The organism is Haloarcula marina, assembly GCF_024218775.1.
Lineage (GTDB): Archaea > Halobacteriota > Halobacteria > Halobacteriales > Haloarculaceae > Haloarcula > Haloarcula marina.
In genome coordinates this window covers 1,168,547-1,186,555 of sequence record NZ_CP100404.1, presented here as the reverse complement: position 1 = coordinate 1,186,555, position 18,009 = coordinate 1,168,547, and the positions used below count along the sequence as shown (strand labels likewise).

Annotated in this window: 16 protein-coding genes; 7 read left to right on the top strand and 9 right to left on the bottom strand. The window is 67.7% G+C overall.

From position 1 onward, the window contains the following. Positions 1 to 40: 40 nt before the first annotated feature. Complete coding sequence (locus tag NJQ44_RS06140) at positions 41 to 1,351, bottom strand: MFS transporter (RefSeq protein ID WP_254273800.1); 1,311 nt, start codon at positions 1,349 to 1,351, stop codon at positions 41 to 43. 95 nt (positions 1,352 to 1,446) lie between these two features. Between NJQ44_RS06140 and NJQ44_RS06135 the strand changes: the two genes are divergently transcribed. Beyond that, positions 1,447 to 1,674: a HalOD1 output domain-containing protein gene (locus NJQ44_RS06135; RefSeq protein WP_254273799.1), complete on the top strand. Its 228-nt coding sequence runs from the start codon at positions 1,447 to 1,449 to the stop codon at positions 1,672 to 1,674. A gap of 15 nt (positions 1,675 to 1,689) precedes the next feature. Here the strand turns inward: NJQ44_RS06135 and purB are convergent, their stop codons facing one another. From purB to NJQ44_RS06120, 3 genes are all read right to left on the bottom strand, one after another. Further along, the gene (gene purB / locus NJQ44_RS06130; protein ID WP_254273798.1) at positions 1,690 to 3,081 is read right to left on the bottom strand and encodes an adenylosuccinate lyase; all 1,392 of its coding nucleotides are present in this window, start codon (positions 3,079 to 3,081) and stop codon (positions 1,690 to 1,692) included. Positions 3,082 to 3,118: 37 nt separating this feature from the next. Beyond that, a complete protein-coding gene (locus NJQ44_RS06125) occupies positions 3,119 to 4,117 on the bottom strand; it encodes a PrsW family intramembrane metalloprotease (protein WP_254273797.1) in 999 nt (332 codons plus the stop codon). Between the two features lie 236 nt (positions 4,118 to 4,353). Then, positions 4,354 to 4,902 (bottom strand): hypothetical protein, encoded by a 549-nt coding sequence (locus NJQ44_RS06120; RefSeq protein ID WP_254273796.1) that lies wholly within the window; start codon positions 4,900 to 4,902, stop codon positions 4,354 to 4,356. 119 nt (positions 4,903 to 5,021) lie between these two features. On the opposite strand from NJQ44_RS06120, the gene purH reads away from it, so the two are divergent. The 3 genes from purH to NJQ44_RS06105 all read left to right on the top strand — a co-directional run bounded on the left by purH (position 5,022) and on the right by NJQ44_RS06105 (position 8,222). Next, positions 5,022 to 6,602, top strand: coding sequence for a bifunctional phosphoribosylaminoimidazolecarboxamide formyltransferase/IMP cyclohydrolase (purH, locus tag NJQ44_RS06115; RefSeq protein ID WP_254273795.1), 1,581 nt, complete (start codon positions 5,022 to 5,024; stop codon positions 6,600 to 6,602). A 106-nt stretch (positions 6,603 to 6,708) separates the two neighbouring features. Further along, a complete protein-coding gene (locus NJQ44_RS06110; RefSeq protein WP_254273794.1) occupies positions 6,709 to 7,659 on the top strand; it encodes a formate/nitrite transporter family protein in 951 nt (316 codons plus the stop codon). 47 nt (positions 7,660 to 7,706) lie between these two features. Further along, positions 7,707 to 8,222, top strand: coding sequence for a hypothetical protein (locus NJQ44_RS06105; protein WP_254273793.1), 516 nt, complete (start codon positions 7,707 to 7,709; stop codon positions 8,220 to 8,222). Between the two features lies 1 nt (position 8,223). Here NJQ44_RS06105 and NJQ44_RS06100 read toward each other — a convergent pair whose 3' ends face one another. Then, entirely contained in the window at positions 8,224 to 8,832 is a 609-nt protein-coding gene (locus tag NJQ44_RS06100; RefSeq protein WP_254273792.1) for a hypothetical protein, read from the bottom strand. Between the two features lie 113 nt (positions 8,833 to 8,945). Between NJQ44_RS06100 and NJQ44_RS06095 the strand changes: the two genes are divergently transcribed. Next, positions 8,946 to 9,773 carry a hypothetical protein gene (locus tag NJQ44_RS06095; RefSeq protein ID WP_254273791.1) on the top strand — a complete coding sequence of 276 codons (828 nt, stop codon included), beginning with the start codon at positions 8,946 to 8,948 and terminating at the stop codon, positions 9,771 to 9,773. Between the two features lie 50 nt (positions 9,774 to 9,823). After that, entirely contained in the window at positions 9,824 to 12,265 is a 2,442-nt protein-coding gene (folP, locus tag NJQ44_RS06090; RefSeq protein ID WP_254273790.1) for a dihydropteroate synthase, read from the top strand. Here the strand turns inward: folP and NJQ44_RS06085 are convergent, their stop codons facing one another. The 4 genes from NJQ44_RS06085 to NJQ44_RS06070 all read right to left on the bottom strand — a co-directional run bounded on the left by NJQ44_RS06085 (position 12,266) and on the right by NJQ44_RS06070 (position 16,021). Next, a complete protein-coding gene (locus tag NJQ44_RS06085; protein WP_254273789.1) occupies positions 12,266 to 12,715 on the bottom strand; it encodes a GNAT family N-acetyltransferase in 450 nt (149 codons plus the stop codon). A gap of 76 nt (positions 12,716 to 12,791) precedes the next feature. Continuing rightward, positions 12,792 to 12,974, bottom strand: coding sequence for a hypothetical protein (locus tag NJQ44_RS06080; protein ID WP_254273788.1), 183 nt, complete (start codon positions 12,972 to 12,974; stop codon positions 12,792 to 12,794). Positions 12,975 to 13,051: 77 nt separating this feature from the next. Continuing rightward, a complete protein-coding gene (locus NJQ44_RS06075) occupies positions 13,052 to 14,917 on the bottom strand; it encodes a DEAD/DEAH box helicase (protein WP_254273787.1) in 1,866 nt (621 codons plus the stop codon). A 45-nt stretch (positions 14,918 to 14,962) separates the two neighbouring features. Continuing rightward, complete coding sequence (locus NJQ44_RS06070; RefSeq protein WP_254273786.1) at positions 14,963 to 16,021, bottom strand: glycosyltransferase family 4 protein; 1,059 nt, start codon at positions 16,019 to 16,021, stop codon at positions 14,963 to 14,965. An 80-nt stretch (positions 16,022 to 16,101) separates the two neighbouring features. Between NJQ44_RS06070 and NJQ44_RS06065 the strand changes: the two genes are divergently transcribed. Beyond that, a complete protein-coding gene (locus tag NJQ44_RS06065; RefSeq protein WP_254273785.1) occupies positions 16,102 to 17,907 on the top strand; it encodes a S9 family peptidase in 1,806 nt (601 codons plus the stop codon). Positions 17,908 to 18,009 lie beyond the last annotated feature (102 nt).

The window sequence follows — 18,009 nt, the reverse complement described above, 5'->3', positions numbered from 1 at the left end:
ACGGACGACGGCTTAATCCTGCGGGGTCAGTCCTGCGGGGTCAGTCCTGCGGGGCGGCCCCGGGTGCCCCTCCGTCGCCGGTCAGCGTCTCCTCGACTTGCCAGTACGTGAGCGCGAGGGCGAGTACCGCGAGGACAGCGCCGACGGAGAAGGGCGTGCTGAATCCGCCGAGGTTGTAGAGGACGCCCGAAGCGAGGGGGCCGACGGCGACGCCCAGGCCGAACGCCATCGTCAGCACCGAGAGCGTCGTCCCGGACCCGCGCGTCGCGGCGAGGTCACCCGCCAGCGCGAGCGACGGCGCGAACACGAGGGCGACGGCGATGCCCTGCACGAACCGGGCGGCCAGCATCAGCATGGGGTCGGTGACGATGCCCTGCGCGTAGACGGCGGGCGCGAGGACGACGAACCCGGCGACGACGAACGGGCGGCGGCCGATGCGGTCGCTCGCCCGGCCGATGGGGACCTGCAGGAGGATGTTGGCGATGACGACGGCCGCGAACTGGACGCTGAACATGAACGTCGACTCGTCGAGGCGCGCCCGAATCGGGCCTTCGAGCGTGGCGAACAGCGCGATGGTCGTCGCCATCATGAACGTGCCGACGCCGAGGACGAACACCGAGTCGAGGCCGTCGCCCTCGGGGTCGAAGACGGCGAGCGAGAGGTCCTTGCTCGCGGCCTCCGCGGACACCGGCGGGTCCTCGATGAGTAGCGCGACGAGGGCGAAACTGACGATGGCCCCGAGGACGGCGACGGCGAAGGCGGCAGTGAACCCCGAGAACGTCAGACCGCCGAGCACGTAGGAGACGACGCCCTCCGCGCCGAGGCCGCCGGTGATGACGACGCCCGCGACGATGGGACCGAACCCGAAGCCGATGAGACGGAACGTGTTGAACACGCCGAAGTTCCCGCCTCGTTCGCTGTCGCTCTCGGCGTAGTCGTTGACCAGCGCGATGGTCGCGGGGATGGTGAAGGCCGCGCCGAGGCCCTGAAACGCCCGGGCCGCGAGCACCGACCAGTACGAGGTGAGGAACGGGTAGGCGGCGCTCCCGATGGCGAACAGCACCAGTCCGGTGAGGACGAACGCGCGCCGCCGCCCGGTCCGGTCGGAGAACCGGCCCGTTATCGGCTGGCCGAAGGAGTTCAGCAGGCCGAACAGCGAGAGGACGAGGCCGATGAGCGTCTCCTCGCGCAGGACGAAGCCCAACACCTCCGTCCCGGCAATACCGGTGAGCGTCACCTGCCCGCTGGCGATGTACAGCGGCAGGACGATGATGAGAAAGGAGTTGCCCAGTGCGTCGGCCATCCGGGCGAACGCCAGCGTCAGAATACGGGAGTCAGTACCCAGAACCATCTGCTTGCTGTTCGGAACGCTCGACACCTGAGAGTTCCGCTTGCGGAGTGGTGACAACCACTAAAGATTCATACTTGGAGTCGGAAATCCGCCGTATGACCCCTGGCGAGCGATTGAGCGAGACCGTGGTCGAGGCGGTCGCGGCGGCGGAGGGCGTCGACCCGACGGACCTTTCAGAGACGCTGTATCCCGCCATCAACGCCGATGCGCTCGATGTACTCTTCGTCGAGTCGAGCGGGTCTGTCACGTTCGAGTACAACGGCTACGAGGTTACCGTCGCGAGCGACGGCGACGTTTCGGTCGAATCGCTCGACGCCGCGTAACCGCTGGTCGTCCCCTCAGGCCTCGTCGACGCTGTCGGCCAGCGCGGCGGCGATACCCGTGTACCCGGCGGGCGTCAGCGCGTCGAGTTCGGCGCGCACGTCCTCGCTCACGTCGAGGTCGGCGAACATCTCGCGGAAGTCCTCGATGGTGACCGACTGTCCGCGCGTCGCCTTCTTCACCTGTTCGTAGGCGTCGTCGACGCCCTCACGGCGGAGGATGGTCTGGACCGCCTCGCCGATTATCTCCGGCGTCGAATCGAGGTCGTCGCGCATCACCTGCTCGTTCGGGACGACCTTCGCGAGGCCGTTCTGGCACTTGCCGTAGCCGACGAGACAGTGGGCGAACGCCGCGCCCATGTTGCGCTTGATGGTCGAGTCCGAGAGGTCACGCTGGAGGCGGGAGTTGGTGACGTAGTCGCCGAGGAACACGAGGTCGGAGTTGGCCTTCGAGAGGTTCCCCTCGCTGTTCTCGAAGTCTATCGGATTGACCTTGTGGGGCATCGTCGAGGACCCCGTCTCGCCCGCGACCGTCTCCTGTCCGAGGTAGCGGTCCGAGACGTACAGCCACATGTCGAGGTCCATGTCCAGCAGGACGTTGTTCGCGCCGCGGACGGCGTCGAATAGGACTTCGAGGTCGTCACAGGGGTTGACCTGCGTCGTCAGCGGTTCGTGCTCCAGGCCGAGGGAGGCGACGAAGGACTCGGCGAAGGCGGGCCAGTCCACCTCGGGATAGGCGGCGTGGTGGGCGGCGTAGGTCCCGGACGCCCCGGCGAGTTTCCCCGAGAGGTCGTCGGCCGCGCGGTCGATGCGCGCGATAGCCTGCCCCAGACGGGAGGCGTAGACGGCCATCTCCTTGCCGAACGTCGTCGGCGTCGCCGGTTGCCCGTGAGTTCGGGCCAGCATCGGCACGTCACCGTAGTCGTGTGCCATCTCGACGAGCGTGTCCCGAATCTCGCGGAGTTCGGGGACGAGGACTTCCTCGGCGGCCGGTTTCACGAGCAGTCGGTGCGCGAGGTTGTTCACGTCCTCGCTGGTCAGGCCGAAGTGTATCCAGTTATCCGCGTCCAACCCATCGGGCGCACCCAGACGGATGAAGTACTCGATGGCCTTCACGTCGTGGTTCGTGGCGGCGTACTCCCCGTAACCGGTCGTCTCCAGTTGCTTGACCACATCGGCGTCCGCGTCGTCGAACTCCGCGTACAGCGCGCGCAGTTCGTCGCGCTGGTCGGCGTCAATTGCCAGCGGCGTGGCGTCCAAATCGGCCAGCGCCAGCAGGTACTCGACTTCGACTTCGACGCGGGCGCGCATCAGCGCCCGCTCGCTCGCGTACGGGACGAGCGGTTCGGTGTATCGAGCGTACCGCCCGTCGAGCGGTGATACGGCCGTCAGTGGCCCTCTCTCGGTCATGTCGGACAGTCCGCGAGAGGCCCGAAAAAGCGTGTCGTTACGCGTCTGTCGACTCGGTCTCACCGGACGGCGTGCTGTCGACGTGTCCGCTGGCCTCAGTCCGGTGGTACAACCGCTTGTAGCGGGCGAGTTTCCGGTAGAGGAAGTAGCCGACGACACCGTCGAAGAGGACGACGAAGCCCACGAAGGTCACGACGTTCCACGGGACGAGTTGCGGGAGGTAGGTGACCGAGGTGTTGTACACGGCGTGGATGAACGCCGCGAGGAGGAGCCCTTTCACGACGATGGGGCCTTTGTTCTCGGGGTTGAACTTCGCCAGCCCGAGGTAGTAGCCAGCGAACGAGGAGTAGAGAACGTGACCCGGCCCGACGAAGGCCCGACTCGTCGCCGTCTGGACGGCCGCTATGAGCGGCGTCCCGTCCTGCATCGACATCGCCCGAGTGTACCCTTGGGCGATGTACAGCGCGTTCTCGATGGTCGCGAAGCCGAGGCCAGCGACGGCGCCGTAGACGACGCCGTCGACGACGGACTCGATTCTGCTGAAGGCACCGACGCGGATACCCAACCACTTGACCGTCTCCTCGATGGGGCCGACGACGACGAAGAAGAACAGCGCCATCCCGACGACGGGAACGAGTTGAAACAGCGGTTGGAGGACGGTGTTGACGAGCGCAGCGAAACTCGCAAAGAGGATAGACAGCACGAACACGACGGCCATCGTCTCCACTGGTTCCCGTATCGTGGGGTCACCGTACCAGAGATAGCCGACGATAGCGAGCGCCGGGACGGCCGAGAGTGCCGCGAGGATGCCCAACGACGGCTGTCTGATGACGAGCAGGCCAGCGAACGCGAGTTGGGCGACGAACAGGACGACACCCAGACCGACGAGGAGCCACTTCCGGGAGGCGTGCAACAGTGCGTGTACACGTATCGAGAGCCTGTCCAACGTCGAGCGCGGGTCCCACTCCGCCACGTCGTAGAGGTCTGTCGACCCCGACAGGGACGAGGCAACGGGGTCTGAGTTTTCGTCTGACACGCTCGGCATGACTCACCGCACACACCTGATAGTTTTCCCTAACCAATATCACCGCTCGCGTTCGCGGGCCGTACCTCTCGCGTACCCTACCGGCCGCACCGCCGTCTCCGCGGTTCCTGTCGGCCACCGGGTCGGTATCGAGACCCATCACTACGTTCGGGCTCTCGTCCTCGCTACTCAGCGGTCACTTCGTTCCCCGTTCCACCTTCAGAGACTCCGTCGTTCGTGGGGGCCCGCTACCCCGACCAGCCGTAATCACCGCGCGCGTCACCGAAGCGGCCGTCCGGCGGGTCGTAGCGGTAGAGGTCCTGGCCGAGCGCTATCCACGCCAGTCCGTAGGGGAGCGCCAGCCACGCCGACACCTCGAACCCGAGGAAAGCGACGGTTCCGACGGCGAGGAGGACGCCCAGCCACGGCGGTTGGACCGGGGTTCTGACGAGAGCGACGGCGGTGAGGAGCGACCCTCCGACCAGTGCGAGGACGCCGAGGCCGACCACGATTTCGCCGTTGCCGGTGACGATGCGGAGCGCCTGCCCGGCGGCGAAGACGAGGCCGCCGAGGATTCCCAGCCAAGTTCCGCCCGTCCCCGGCCGCTTTATCCGCGCGCCGTAGAAGCTCTCGACGGCGTACAGTCCCGCGACGACGCCGAGCGCCGACAGGACGACGGCGAGCAAGACGGGGTCGCTCTCGGTTCCGGTTACGCCCAGCGCGACGGCCCATCCGACCCACAGGAGGCCGCCGACGGCGGCGACGGCCCCGGCACGCTGACACCGTAGCTTCGACATGCCGAGCACTGACAGGCCTGACTACAAAGGTACGTCGACACGACGCGACGCCGTTAGGCGGACGCCGGGACAGGGCCCGTTTCGCAACTACTTTGCACCGGCCCGACAGCCACTCAGATATGAAACTCGCCGGTATGGCCAGCAACCGAGGCCGGAATCTGATGAACATCGCGGACCGCGCGCCGGGTGGGGCGGAGTTCGCCGTCGTCCTGACGAACGACGCCGACGCGCCCGTCTTGGAGGCCGCCTCCGAGCGCGGGATTCCCACAGAGGTCGTCGAGCGCGCGGAAGACGAAGCCCGCGAGGCCCACGAGGAACGCGTCCTCGAAGCCCTCTCTGAGTACGACTTCGACATCGTGACGCTGGACGGCTACATGCGCGTCCTCAGCAAGACGTTCTTGGATGGTGCGCCGACGACGCTGAACGTCCACCCCTCGCTGCTGCCGAACTTCCCCGGCATGGACACCCACGAACAGGTACTCGACGCTGGCGTGAAGGTCACCGGCTGTACCGTTCACGTCGTGGACGAGACGATCGACGGCGGCCCCATCGTCACCCAAGAGCCGATTCCGGTGTTCGACGGCGACGACGAGGCCGACCTGAAAGAGCGCGTCCTCTACGAGGGCGAGTTCACCGCGTACCCGCGCGTCGTGAAGTGGTTCGCCGAGGACCGCGTCGAGGTCGACCACGAGGACAATACCGTCGACGTGGAGGGCGACGAGGGCGGGGACTTCCCGGCCCGCCGCCTCGTCTCGGACGACCGCGCGGCCGACCTGCGCTACGGGGAGAACCCCCATCAGGACGCCGCGCTGTACGCCGACACCACGGTGTCGGAGGCCAGCGTCGTCCACGCCGACCAACTCAACGAGGGCGCGAAGGCCCTGTCGTACAACAACTACAACGACGCCGACGGCGCGCTGAACCTCATCAAGGAGTTCGAGGAACCCGCCGCCGCCGTCATCAAGCACACGAACCCCGCCGGGTGTGCGACGGCCGACACGCTGGCCGACGCCTACGCCGACGCGCTCTCGACGGACCCACAGAGCGCCTTCGGCGGCATCGTCGCCCTCAACCGGGAGTGCGACGCCGCCACCGCCGAGCAGATCATCGACTCGTTCAAGGAGATCGTCGTCGCGCCGGGCTACACCGACGCCGCGCTGGACGTGCTCTTCGAGAAAGAGAACCTCCGCGTGCTGGAGGTCAACGACAACTTCGAGGTCACCGACACGCTGACGGAGAAACCCCTCGTGGGGGGTCGTCTCGTCCAAGAGCGAGACACCCAACACCTCACGGCCGACGACCTGGAAGTCGTCACCGACCGTGAACCCACCGACGAGCAAATCGAGTCGATGCTGTTCGCGTGGCACACCCTGAAACACGTCAAGTCCAACGGCATCCTCTTCGCGAAGGGAACGGAGACGGTCGGTATCGGCATGGGGCAGGTCTCCCGCGTCGACGCCGTCCGACTGGCCGCCATGAAGGCCGACGAGCACGCCGAGGGCAAGGACGCCGACGGGGCCGTGATGGCCTCGGACGCCTTCTTCCCGTTCCCGGACGGCATCGAAGCGGCCGCCGAGGCCGGTATCGAGGCGGTCATCCAGCCCGGCGGGTCGAAGAACGACGACAGCGTCATCGAGGCCGCCGACGAACACGACATGGCGATGGTCTTCACCGGCCAGCGCAGTTTCCGGCACGACTGAGCACAGCGAGTGTGCCCGGTGGTGGGTCCGGCACGACCCACGGGACGTCGTCCTCGGCCGTCGTCACTCGAAAGAGGCTTGAACCGAATTCCCGAAGACGCCCCCAATGGGAGACGACACCGACCGAGAGAGGGCGGTTCGAGACGCGGTGGACAGAGCCCAGAGCGGTGCCCCGGCCGGCGGACGTACAATCCGCGACCGGTTCTCCGCCGACGAAATTTTCCAGCGCATCATCGTCGCCGCGGACCACGAGATAGCGTCGAGTACCCGTGAACTGCTGGCGAGCGCGCTCGCGGCCGGGTTCGCCATCACCGTCACCTTCCTGTTGTACGCGTCGCTGACCGCGTCTACCGGTGGGGACCCGATTCTGAGTGCGCTGTTGTACCCGCTGGGATTCGTCTTCATCATCCTCGGGGACTACCAGTTGTACACCGAGAACACGCTCCCGCCCGTGGCGCTGACCCTCGAACGACTCGCCAGCCTCCCCTCGCTGTTTCGCATCTGGGGGCTGGTCCTCGCGGGTAACCTCGTCGGCGGGGCGCTCGGGGCACTCGCGCTCTCCTCGACGGGCGTTCTCTCACCCGAGGCCGCGATGGCCGCCGAAGGGTTCGCCCGGAAAGCCATCGCGACGCCGTGGTGGACCCTGTTCGCCAAAGCCGTCTTCGCGGGTCTCATCGTCGCCGGGGTCGTCTGGGTCGACTTTTCACTGCGCGACAGCATCTCCCGTCTCGTCTTGGTGTACATCGCGTTCCTCGCGATTCCCTACGGCAACCTGTATCACATCGTCGTCTCGGCGACGGAGATGCTGTATCTGGTGTTCAACGGCGAACTCGCGCTGGTCGTCGGTGTCACGGAGTTTGCCCTCCCGGTACTGCTGGGCAACTCCATCGGCGGCGTGGTCCTCGTCACCGTCGTCAACTACTTCCAGACGACCGAGCGGCGACTCGAAACCGCCCGCGACGGTCGAATCCGGCAGTTGACTATCCGTGAGTGGGTCCTCGGCAGGTTCTCCGAGTCCGGGCAGTCGTACATCCCGGTCAACGGCGACCACGACTGACCCGCCGACGACCAAACCCATTTGTCCGGACGACGACTACTCAGCCTGTGAACTGGTTCAGCGAGAAGCGCCACTGGGTCCTGTTCGTCGGCGTGGTCCTCACGACGCTCGGTGCCGTGGGCGTCGCTGTCGTCGGTGTCGTCGCGACGCTGTCGACGCTGGTGACCGGTGGCCCGATACTCGGAACCGTCGCCGCGGCCGTCCTCGGAACCGCGCTGCTCGCGGGCCTCGACGTCGTCTTTACTGTCGCCCTCCTCGTAACCCTGGCCAAGCGGGCGTCGCTCCCGACGAGCCAACGGGCCGCGAACGCCTTCCACCGCGCCGAGGGGCTACTGCCGCCGCTCGCCGCGTTAGGGCTGGGCGACCGGTTCGAACCGTCCGTCGAGGAACGCCGCGCGGAACTCACCGAACGGTACGTCGCGGGCGACCTCTCGGAGCGCGAACTCGAAGCGGAGCTCCAGGAACTGCTGGGAGAGGACGCAGACGGGACGGGGGCCGACGTTCTCGTAGAGGAGGCCGCCGACGCCACGAGCGAGCGAGAAGTCGAGACGGAGACGAACTGACTCAGTCGTCGGCCGGTGCGTGGCCCCCGGCGATTGCATCCGACCGTCCGCCGAGGCGGACCGCCTGTTCTCGCGCACCCCACCACTGAACGTCGAACGTGACGCTGTCGCCGCGGCGGGTGTGTTCCTCGATGGCGACGAACCCCGTCTCTGCGCCGAAGCGCTGGCCGATGCCGCGAACGAGGCCGCGTTCGAGTGCGACCGGATACGGTGTCGAGCACGTGAGCCGACCGGTGCGCTCGCCCGTGGGCGTGAATTCGTAGCCGCCGACATCGCCGCCGCGGTGGCGGTCGCGGTGGACGGCGTCGAGTGCGTCCAGCGCGTCGCCGACGCCGTCGACCGCCCGGGGCCACGCGGCCGTCCGCGCCGTCTGGACGCCGATTCGCTCGACGATGTTGTGCCCGGTCGTCGAGAGCAGGTCCTCGTAGACGCCGCAGTAGCGCCCCAGCGGGTACCACTCGTCCGCCTTCGGTTCGGGGAGGCCGTTGTGCTCGAACAGCGAGAGCGTTCGCGCCTCGAACCCGCCGCAAGTGCGTGTGACGCCGTCGAGAACGCTTTGGAGTGCTCGACCGGATACCTCGGCCGCCTCGGTGGTGGGGGTCGTCGACATACCGTGAGAGACACACGAGACACCCATTGCAACACCCCCTAACGAGTTTGGGTGTCTCGGTCGTCGACGCGGCGACACACGGCTTTACGGTTCAGCCGTGCGACACTCCACGTATGCGCAAGTTCACCTTCCTCCGCGTCGACGTGGACGCCGACGCCGTCGAACGGCTACTCGGCCCGGTTCCGGGAGTCAGCGTCACGGGCGGCGAGTCCGAGTCCGAGGACGAGGGCGAGGCCGAGACAACGGTGACCGAGACGCCCGCCGAAGAACCAACGCCGCCCGCGGAATCCCCGGCGGCGATATCCGAGGCGGACAGCGACGGCGGCGGGTCGGCGTTGCGGGAGTGGGGACTGCTCGGCCTCGGCGTCTCGTTCGTCCTGTTGGGCATCGCGACCGTCGGCATCTGGTGGTATCGTCGTCGCAACGGCGGCGACGGCGAACCGGCCGCTGAGACGCCGCCGCCGACCGCCGCACCCGGGCGAACCGAAGGCCTGGCGACGCGGCCGACACCGGCCGATGAGCGCGCGACGGGCGACGAGACGCCCGCCGTGCGAACGGCCGAACGCGGCGAGCGCGGCGAGGCGGACGAACGCGAGCGCGAAGACGGAACGGAGCGCGAACGCGACAGTCCAGACGAGGGCGCCAGCGCGGAGACGCCCGCTCCCGACGACGAATCGGCAGTCGAGGAGACGGTTCTCGGGACCGCCGAGCGCCGACCCCGTGGCCGAACGGAGGACCGGAGCGATGTCGAGTGGGTCACGCGCGACACCGGCGCGGGAGCGGCGGAAGCCGACGATGAAGAATCGGCGGCGGAGAGAGAAATCGAGGCGGCGGAACCGCGAGCGTCGACGAGTGGCCTCGACGTGGCCCCGTTGTTGGGCGTCGCGTTCGTCGCCGTGACGGGCGCGCTCGTCCGCTGGCTTCGCGGTAATCGGGCGTGACGAGCGGTAGGTCCGACAGGCTAAAGCGCGCGGCTCCGATTACTCCGGGCATGGAGTTCCACGAGGCCGCGAACTTCCTCTTCGAGTTGCGCCGGTTCGCGTCGCGACCCGGCACCGACGCCACGCGGAGTCTGTTGTCCGCTCTCGACGACCCACACGAGGACCTCCGCTGTATCCAGATTGCGGGCTCCAACGGGAAGGGCTCGACCGCTCGAATGGTCGAGCGGACCCTCCGGGAGTCCGGACTGGACGTCGGCCTCTACACCTCGCCGCACTTGGACGACGTGCGCGAGCGAATCCGCGTCAACGGCCGGAAGGTGGCCGAGCGCTCGCTCGTGGAGTTCGTCGAGACGGCCGAACCGTACCTCACCGAACGGGGCGCGAGCGGCGACTCGCCGACGTTCTTCGAGACGCTGACCGCCTTCGCCCTCTGGGAGTTCGAGCGGCAGGACGTGGACGTAGCCGTTCTCGAAGTCGGCATCGGCGGTCGGTACGACGCCACCAGCGTCGTGGACCCCGTCGCCAGCGCCGTCACCTCCGTCACGCTCGAACACACCGACATCCTCGGGGACACCGTCGAGGAAATCGCCACCGACAAGGCCCACGTCGCCCCCGACGACGCGCCGCTGGTGACCGGAACGACCGGCGACGCACTCGCCGCCGTCCGGGAAGTCGCGGGCGACGTGCAGACCGTCGGCGACGGAAGCGAGGGACCGGTAGACGTGGCAGTCGCCTACGGCGGCCGCGACGGGTTGGAGGGGGCGGTCAGCATCGACGGGCCGGACTGGGCCGTCGAGACACACCTCCCGCTACTGGGCGAGCATCAGGCCCACAACGCCGGTATCGCCGCCGCACTCGTCCACCAAGCCGCCGATGTCGCGCAGGTCGACGTCGAACGCGGCCTGCGGAACGCCCACTGGCCCGGCCGGTTCGAGGTCATGGGCGAGGACCCACTCGTCGTGCTGGACGGCGCGCACAACCCCGGCGGCCTCGAACGGACGATGGAGACGCTGGAGGCCTTCGACTACGACGACCTGCACGTCGTCGTGGGCGCGATGGCCGACAAGGACCACGAAGGCATCGCGTCGGCGCTCGAACCGGCGGACCACGCTATCGCCTGCCGACCCAACGTCGACCGTGCGGAGGCCACCTCGGTCGTCGCCGAAGCGCTCCGCACGGCGACCGACGCCGAGGTGCAGACGCGCTCGGACGTGGCCGGTGCGCTCGGGACGGCACTGGACGCCGCTGACGAGGGCGACGCCGTCATCGTGACCGGGTCGCTCTACGCGGTTCGCGAGGCCCGCACGCGGTGGTCCCGAGGGATGGTGCCGAAACGCGTCGACTCGGTTCCCGAAGCGACGGAGACCATCGAGGCCGCCCACGTCACCGACGCGGGCGCGTGGCGGATGCGCGGCAAGGCCGTCCATCGCGTCCTCAAGACCCGCGTTCAGCCCCGACAGGCCCAGTATCTGAAGGAGGAACTGCTGTCGCTCGGCGGGGAGTGCGCCATCTCCGGGCTGAACGACCAAGACGAGGAGAACCTCGACGTGGTGTTGATGGCGACGATGGCCCAGTACCGACGCCTCGCCGAGAAACTCGACGGCCAACCGTACGGCCTCTCGACGTTCGCCGACGAACTTCGCGACGCCCTCGACATCCAACAGGCCGACGACTCGCGGGGCTATCCGTGGGAGGACGGGACCGCAGTGATGGGTATCCTGAACGTCACGCCCGACTCCTTTCACGACGGCGGCGAGTACAACGCAATCGACGCGGCGGTGGACCGCGCCGAGCAGATGGTCGCCGACGGCGCGGACATCCTCGACATCGGCGGCGAGTCCACCCGTCCGGGGGCCGACCCCGTTCCCGTCGAGGACGAAATCGACCGCGTCGTCCCGGTCATCGAAGCGCTCGCCGAGATGGACGTGGCGCTCTCCGTCGACACCCGCAAGGCCGCCGTCGCCCGCGCCGCCCTCGATGCCGGCGCGGACATCCTCAACGACGTGTCGGGACTGGAAGACCCCGAGATGCGACTGGTCGCCGCCGAGTACGACGTGCCGGTGGTCGTGATGCACTCCATCGAGGTGCCCGTCGACCCCGACAGCGACATCCACTACGACGACGTGGTCGAAGACTGCATCGAGCAGTTGACCGAGCGCGTCCTCTTGGCCGAGAAAGCTGGACTCGACCGCGAGCAGATTCTGGTCGACCCCGGTATCGGCTTCGGGAAGTCCGCCGCCGAGAGCTTCGAACTGCTCGACCGACTGGCGGAGTTCCGCGCGCTCGGGTGTCCGATACTGGTGGGCCACTCCCACAAGTCGCTGTTCGGCCTCGTCGGCGCTGAACCCGGGGACTGTCTGGAGGCCACGATTGCGGGAACCACGCTCGCGGCCGAACGCGGTGCGGACGTGATTCGCATCCACGACGTGGCCGAGAACGCCACGGCCGTCGACGTGGTGACGGCCGCCGAGGACCCCGAGCGATTCGAGTAGTCACAGCTCTCGTTCGAGCACGTAGCCGAACTGCGCCAATCCGTTCTCCTCGTAGAAGGACAGCGCGCGCTCGTTGTCGAGGACGTTGGCGAGGGCGACGTACTCGCACTCGCGCTCACGCGCCCAGTCTTCGATCCACGACAGCAGGTCCGCTCCGTGCCCCTCGCCGCGGTGCGCCTCGTCGACGACGAGGTCGTGAACCCACGCGTGGCGGCGGTGGTGAAGCACTCGTTGGACCGACAGGCCCGCAACGGCGACCAGTGGATTCCCCGGGTCGCCGTCGTGGCGTCGGCCCTGCCCGACAGGTGCGTAGTAGCCGTAGAGTTCGTACTCGTCTTCCTCGCGCCATCCCCGAACGAACGACTCCTCGGCATCGGTCCACAGTTGTCTGAGAATCGGAACGGCGGCATCCCACGCGTCGTCCGTCGTCAGCGGCGCTACCGTCGGCATGGCGAAGCACAATCTCGGGTATCGAAAAACCCTTGCGGCGGGGTGAGACAGCGACACATTCCCTCGCAGTTCGCCCCTAACTGACGCTCACGACGAGATTGCAGTTCGCGCAGTGCCAGAGGGTGACCGTCCTGTCCGGGTCGAGTGCCACGCCGCCGTCCCCCTCGACGGTGACAAAGTGGACCCGCCGACCGACGCCGAAGTCGGTGCTGTCTTCGATTTCTGAACCGCAGTCGGGACAGATCAGCTCCGGCGGCATAACTTGAATTGTACCTTCATATATAAATTTACACCCCCTACCAGCGGCAGGTCGCGTCGGCGCTCGACCGACAGAACTCAGTCGTCGCCGACCGGGTCGACGGCTTCGGCCTCCGTCTCGTTCACGCGGATGCCCTTCGAGGCGAGGTGGCGCATCTGTCGGCGGACGAAGTCCTCCTCGGTGGTTCCGCGCGTGGCGAGGACGACCATCCGCGCGTCGCCCGCGGGCCGCATCGTCCGTCCGGCCCGCTGTGCCCCCTGCCGTCGGGACCCGCCCAGACCGGAGGCGACGATGGCGAGTTCGGCGTCTGGCAGGTCGATGCCCTCGTCGCCGACGCGTGAGACGACCAGCGTGTCCCGTTCACTCCGTCGGAACTCCCCGAACAGACGTTCGCGCTCGGCGTGAGGCGTCTCGCCGCTGATGAACGGCGCGTCGATGGCTTCGCTGATGGCCTTCCCTTGGTCCAGATACTCCACGAAGACGAGCGCCTTCGCGGCGGGGTGTTCGGCCAGCGTGTAGCGAATCTCGTCGAGTTTCCCCGTGTTGCTCGCGGCGGCCTGCCGCCGGTCGTGGCCGGACGTGGCGGCGTACTCGGTTTGCTCGTCGTCCTCGCCCCACGGGACGAGGCGAATCTCGACTTCGGGTTCGGCGACGTACCCCTCGTCGAACAGTTTCCCCCAGTCCGTGCCGATGGGCGGGCCGACGAGCGTGAATATCTCCTCCTCGTCGTCGCTCTCGCGGGTCGGCGTCGCCGTGAGTCCGAGTCGGTGTTTCGTCTGGAGGTCCGCGCTCCGGCGGTGGATGGGGCTGGGGACGTGGTGCACCTCGTCGTAGACGATGAGGCCCCACTTGCGCTGGTCGAACAGTTTCCGGTGGCGGTCCATCCCCGCCGTGCGGTAGGTGGCGATGGTGACCGGGCGAATCGACTTCTCGCCGCCGTGGTACTCGCCGATGTCCGCGTCGTCGAGCGAGGTGTGGCGGACCAACTCGTCGTGCCACTGGGTCGCGAGTTCGCGCGAGGGGACCAGAATCAGCGTCTCACCGCCGATAGCCGCCATCGTCCCCATCGCCGCCACCGTCTTCCCGGACCCCGGCGGGCCGACGAACACGCCGGACCCCTGCTCGGTGAACCGCTCGACCCAGTCGGCCTGATAGTCCCGCAGGCGGAGCAGGAGGTCCATCTCCAGGGCGTCGCCCGTCTCCAGTTCCCGGTCGTCACGGACCGGGTAGCCAGCCTCGTACAGCGTCCGCTTTATCTCGGCGGTCCGGTCCTCGTTGACCCACGACTCGGAGTCCGAGATGGGCGCGCGCAGGAACTCGTCGTCGAGTTTCTGCCGGGCGACGTTGCCCATCAGGTCGTCGTTCTCGGCCGCGAGGACGACGTAGCCGTCCTCGTGGGTGTACAGTCGGAACTTCCGGGCGCGCTCCCACTGACTCGTCACCCACTCTTCGAGGTGAGGCGAGCGCTCGCCGAGCACGTCCCGCATCGTCCCCAGCAAGTCGTCGAGCGATTCGTGCGGGGCCGCCCAGATGTCCTCTTCGCGAATCTCGTAGACGTACCCGCCCGAGCGATTCGAGTCCTGCAACCGGGCGAACTGCGAGAGTTGGGCGCGGGTGAACTGGTCGGGGTGTTCGACCACGATTTCCCGGCGGTCCGGAAAGAGGACGACGCGCTCTCGGTCGGTCACCTCGGCCACGTCGGTGGGGTACCAGATAGACTCCACGTCGGTCACGTCTTGGCGCTGAATCTCCCCGTCGGCGGCCAGCGCTTCGAGGGCGTCGCGGGCCGCGTCGGGCGTCAGGTCGGTCTTTCGGGAGAGTTCCGTCGCGGTCAGGTGCGGGCGGCCGACGGCGTCGATGGCGTCGTACACCGCGTCGAGTTCGATGGCTGGGTCGGCGTCCTCGTCCGTCGTTGCAGACGCCGCTGGCTCCTCGTCAGTCACTACCGGATGGTCGGGACCGACGGTCAAACGGGTTTCGTCTCCCGCTCAGAACCAGCCGCGTTCGTCCGCGAGGCGGTCGTACAGCGCCTCGTACTCCGCTCGCACGGCCGCGTGGTCGAACTCGGCAAACGACTCGTCGACGGTCAACCGTTCCATGCTGGCCGACTCGACGATTTTGTCGGCTATCTCCTGGGGGTTGGTCACCCGGAACGCCCGGTCGCGCTGTTCGACCAGTTCGTGGGCGCTGGACCCCGCCTGATACTCCACGATGCCGATACAGCCACAGGCCAGCGCCCACAGCAGGTCCGCCGCGAAGTACTCCCTGAACGCCGTCTGGACGAACACGTGCGCGCCCTTGTAGATGGAGACGCGCCGTTCGCGGTCACAGGCCCCGACGAACTCCACCCGGTCGTCGATGCGGAGGTCTGCGGCCTCCTGTTCGTAGGTGTCACGCTCGGGGCCGTCGCCGATTATCGTCGCCGACCAGCCTTTCTGCCGGAGTTCCGCGAGGCCGAGGAACAGCGACTCGACGTTGGCGCTCTCGTCCAGCGGATGGGCGTACACCACGTCCACCTCGTCGGCCGGGTCCGTCTCGCGGACGAGGTTCATGTCGATGCTCTCGGGGAGGATGGTCGTCCGGTCGTCCGGCGCGCCCGCCTCCCAGAGGCGGGTCTGGACGAGTTCCGAGGGCGTGACGAATCGGTCGGGCGCACGGAGTGCGCGGTCGGTGCGGCGGGTGTCCTCCAGGGGGTCGTCGCCGAACCACTCGGCGATGAGGGGTGCGCGTGCGAGTTTCGCGCCCGCGCTGGCCGCGAGGGTGACCGACGGGGGGTCCAACAAGGTGTGGACCACGTCGGGTCGGTAGTTGGCGAGGAGCGCAGGCAGGCGCGTACAGAACGAGGGGACCGTCGGCGAGACGGTGACCGCTCGGTAGGTGACCTCGGTCGGTGCGAAGCGCTTGTCGTATCCGCCCCACCACTGCGAACAGAACACCGACACCTCGTGGCCCGCCGCCGCGAGGTTCTCCGCGACCCGTTCGAGGCGTCTGCGGCCGTCGGTGTCCCGGTAGTGACTCGTCTCCATGGCGACGACCGCGACACGCATACCCAACACTGAACGGGGGGTAGGAAAAATCCTCCCGTTCGCCGCAAAACGTTTTGCCCGCGCCACGCCTTCGGAGAGGCGTGTACGACTACGACCTCGAACGCTATCTCAACGTCCGGAGCGCGTACGGCGCCTCGTTCTCGCCGGACGGGTCGCTCGCCTTCCTGATGGACACCACCGGCGTCGGGCAGGTCTGGACGCTCGACGGCCCCAGTAGGTGGCCCGACCAGCGGACCTTCTACGACGAACCCGTGAGCTTCGTCGACTACTCTCCCGCTCGACCGGAACTCGTCTTCGGGATGGACGAGGGCGGCAACGAGCGCGCGCAACTGTACCGCCTCGCCGCCGACGGGACGATTACCGAACTCACCGACAAGCCCGCCGCCAAGCACCGGTGGGGCGGGTGGCGGCCCGACGGCGAGGCGTTCGCCTTCGCCTCGAACCGCCGCGACCAGGCCGTCTTTGACGTGTACGTCCAGGACCGCGACGCCACCGGCGACGACGCCGAACTCGTCTACGAGGGCGACGGGTGGTTCACCGTCTCGGGGTGGTCCCCCGACGGAACCCACCTCGCCATCAGCGAGGCCCACTCCAGTTTCGACCAAGACGTGTACGCCCTCGATGTCGAGTCGGGCGAGGTGACTCACCTCACGCCCCACGAGGGCAACGTGCGCTACACCAGTGTCTCGTGGGGGCCGGAGGGCGACGCACTGTATCTGGTCACCGACGAGGGGCGAGATACGCTGGCGCTGGCCCGCCTTTCGCTCGACGGAGACATCGAGTACGTCCGCGAAGACGACGCGTGGAACATCGACGGCGTGTCGATTCACCAGCGGACCGGGCGACTGGCCTACTCGAAGAACGTCGAGGGGTACAACGAGATTACGGTCGGCGAGTTCGACGGTCCCACGACGATTTCAGAGTTCCCGACACCGGACCTTCCGGGCGGCATCGCGGGCGGCGTCGCGTGGGACCCCGAGGCCGAGCGCTTCGCCATCAGCGTCACCGGCCGCACGGTGAACACGAACGTCTTCGTCGTGGAGACGGCGAGCGGCGAGAGCGAACGCTGGACCTACGCCTCCACGGCGGGCATCCCGCAGGACTCCTTCGTCGAACCCGAGGTGGTCCGCTTCGAGAGCTTCGACGGACGGGAGATTCCCGCGCTGTTCTCCCTGCCGCCGGACGCGCCGCCGAAGAAGACGCCGGTCATCGTCGACATCCACGGCGGCCCCGAGAGCCAGCGGCGGCCCTCCTTCGCCGGACTGACCCAGTACTTCCTCTCGCGGGGCTACGCCGTCTTCGAACCGAACGTCCGCGGGTCGACTGGGTACGGAAAGGCCTACACGCACCTGGACGACGTCGAAAAGCGGATGGATTCGGTGAAGGACATCCGCGCGGGCGTCGACTGGTTGCACGACCACCCGAGCGTCGACCCCAACCGCGTCGTCGCCATGGGTGGCTCCTACGGCGGATTCATGGTGTTGGCGTCGCTCACGGAGTACCCCGACCTCTGGGCGGCGGGCGTCGACGTGGTCGGTATCGCGAACTTCGTCACGTTCTTAGAGAATACGGGGGACTGGCGGCGCGAACTGCGAGAGGCCGAGTACGGGTCGCTGGCCGACGACAGGGAGTTCCTTCGCTCTATCTCGCCTATCAACAATGTCGACCGCATCACCGCACCGCTGTTCGTCCTCCACGGCGCGAACGACCCCCGCGTCCCCGTCGGCGAGGCCGAGCAGATTGCCGACGAAGTCGCCGACCACGGCGTCCCCGTCGAGAAACTCGTCTTCGACGACGAGGGCCACGGCATCAGCAAGCGCGAGAACCGCATCGAGGCCTACACACAGGTGGTCGAGTTCCTCGACGAGCACGTCACCGCCGAGTAGTATATAAAAGCACGAAAATCCGGCGTTCGAGAACCGCGCGACTGCGGCGCTGTCGGATTTCCGATTCGGCCGCAGTATGGCGGTTTCTCCAAATTCAATCGG

Bases quoted from the DNA above. Each gene is read 5' to 3' on its own strand.
- NJQ44_RS06140 (WP_254273800.1), bottom strand. From the start codon at position 1,351: ATGGTTCTGGGTACTGACTCCCGTATTCTGACGCTGGCGTTCGCCCGG.
- NJQ44_RS06135 (WP_254273799.1), top strand. From the start codon at position 1,447: ATGACCCCTGGCGAGCGATTGAGCGAGACCGTGGTCGAGGCGGTCGCG.
- purB (WP_254273798.1), bottom strand. From the start codon at position 3,081: ATGACCGAGAGAGGGCCACTGACGGCCGTATCACCGCTCGACGGGCGG.
- NJQ44_RS06120 (WP_254273796.1), bottom strand. From the start codon at position 4,902: ATGTCGAAGCTACGGTGTCAGCGTGCCGGGGCCGTCGCCGCCGTCGGC.
- purH (WP_254273795.1), top strand. From the start codon at position 5,022: ATGAAACTCGCCGGTATGGCCAGCAACCGAGGCCGGAATCTGATGAAC.
- NJQ44_RS06110 (WP_254273794.1), top strand. From the start codon at position 6,709: ATGGGAGACGACACCGACCGAGAGAGGGCGGTTCGAGACGCGGTGGAC.
- NJQ44_RS06100 (WP_254273792.1), bottom strand. From the start codon at position 8,832: ATGTCGACGACCCCCACCACCGAGGCGGCCGAGGTATCCGGTCGAGCA.
- NJQ44_RS06095 (WP_254273791.1), top strand. From the start codon at position 8,946: ATGCGCAAGTTCACCTTCCTCCGCGTCGACGTGGACGCCGACGCCGTC.
- folP (WP_254273790.1), top strand. From the start codon at position 9,824: ATGGAGTTCCACGAGGCCGCGAACTTCCTCTTCGAGTTGCGCCGGTTC.
- NJQ44_RS06085 (WP_254273789.1), bottom strand. From the start codon at position 12,715: ATGCCGACGGTAGCGCCGCTGACGACGGACGACGCGTGGGATGCCGCC.
- NJQ44_RS06080 (WP_254273788.1), bottom strand. From the start codon at position 12,974: ATGCCGCCGGAGCTGATCTGTCCCGACTGCGGTTCAGAAATCGAAGAC.
- NJQ44_RS06070 (WP_254273786.1), bottom strand. From the start codon at position 16,021: ATGCGTGTCGCGGTCGTCGCCATGGAGACGAGTCACTACCGGGACACC.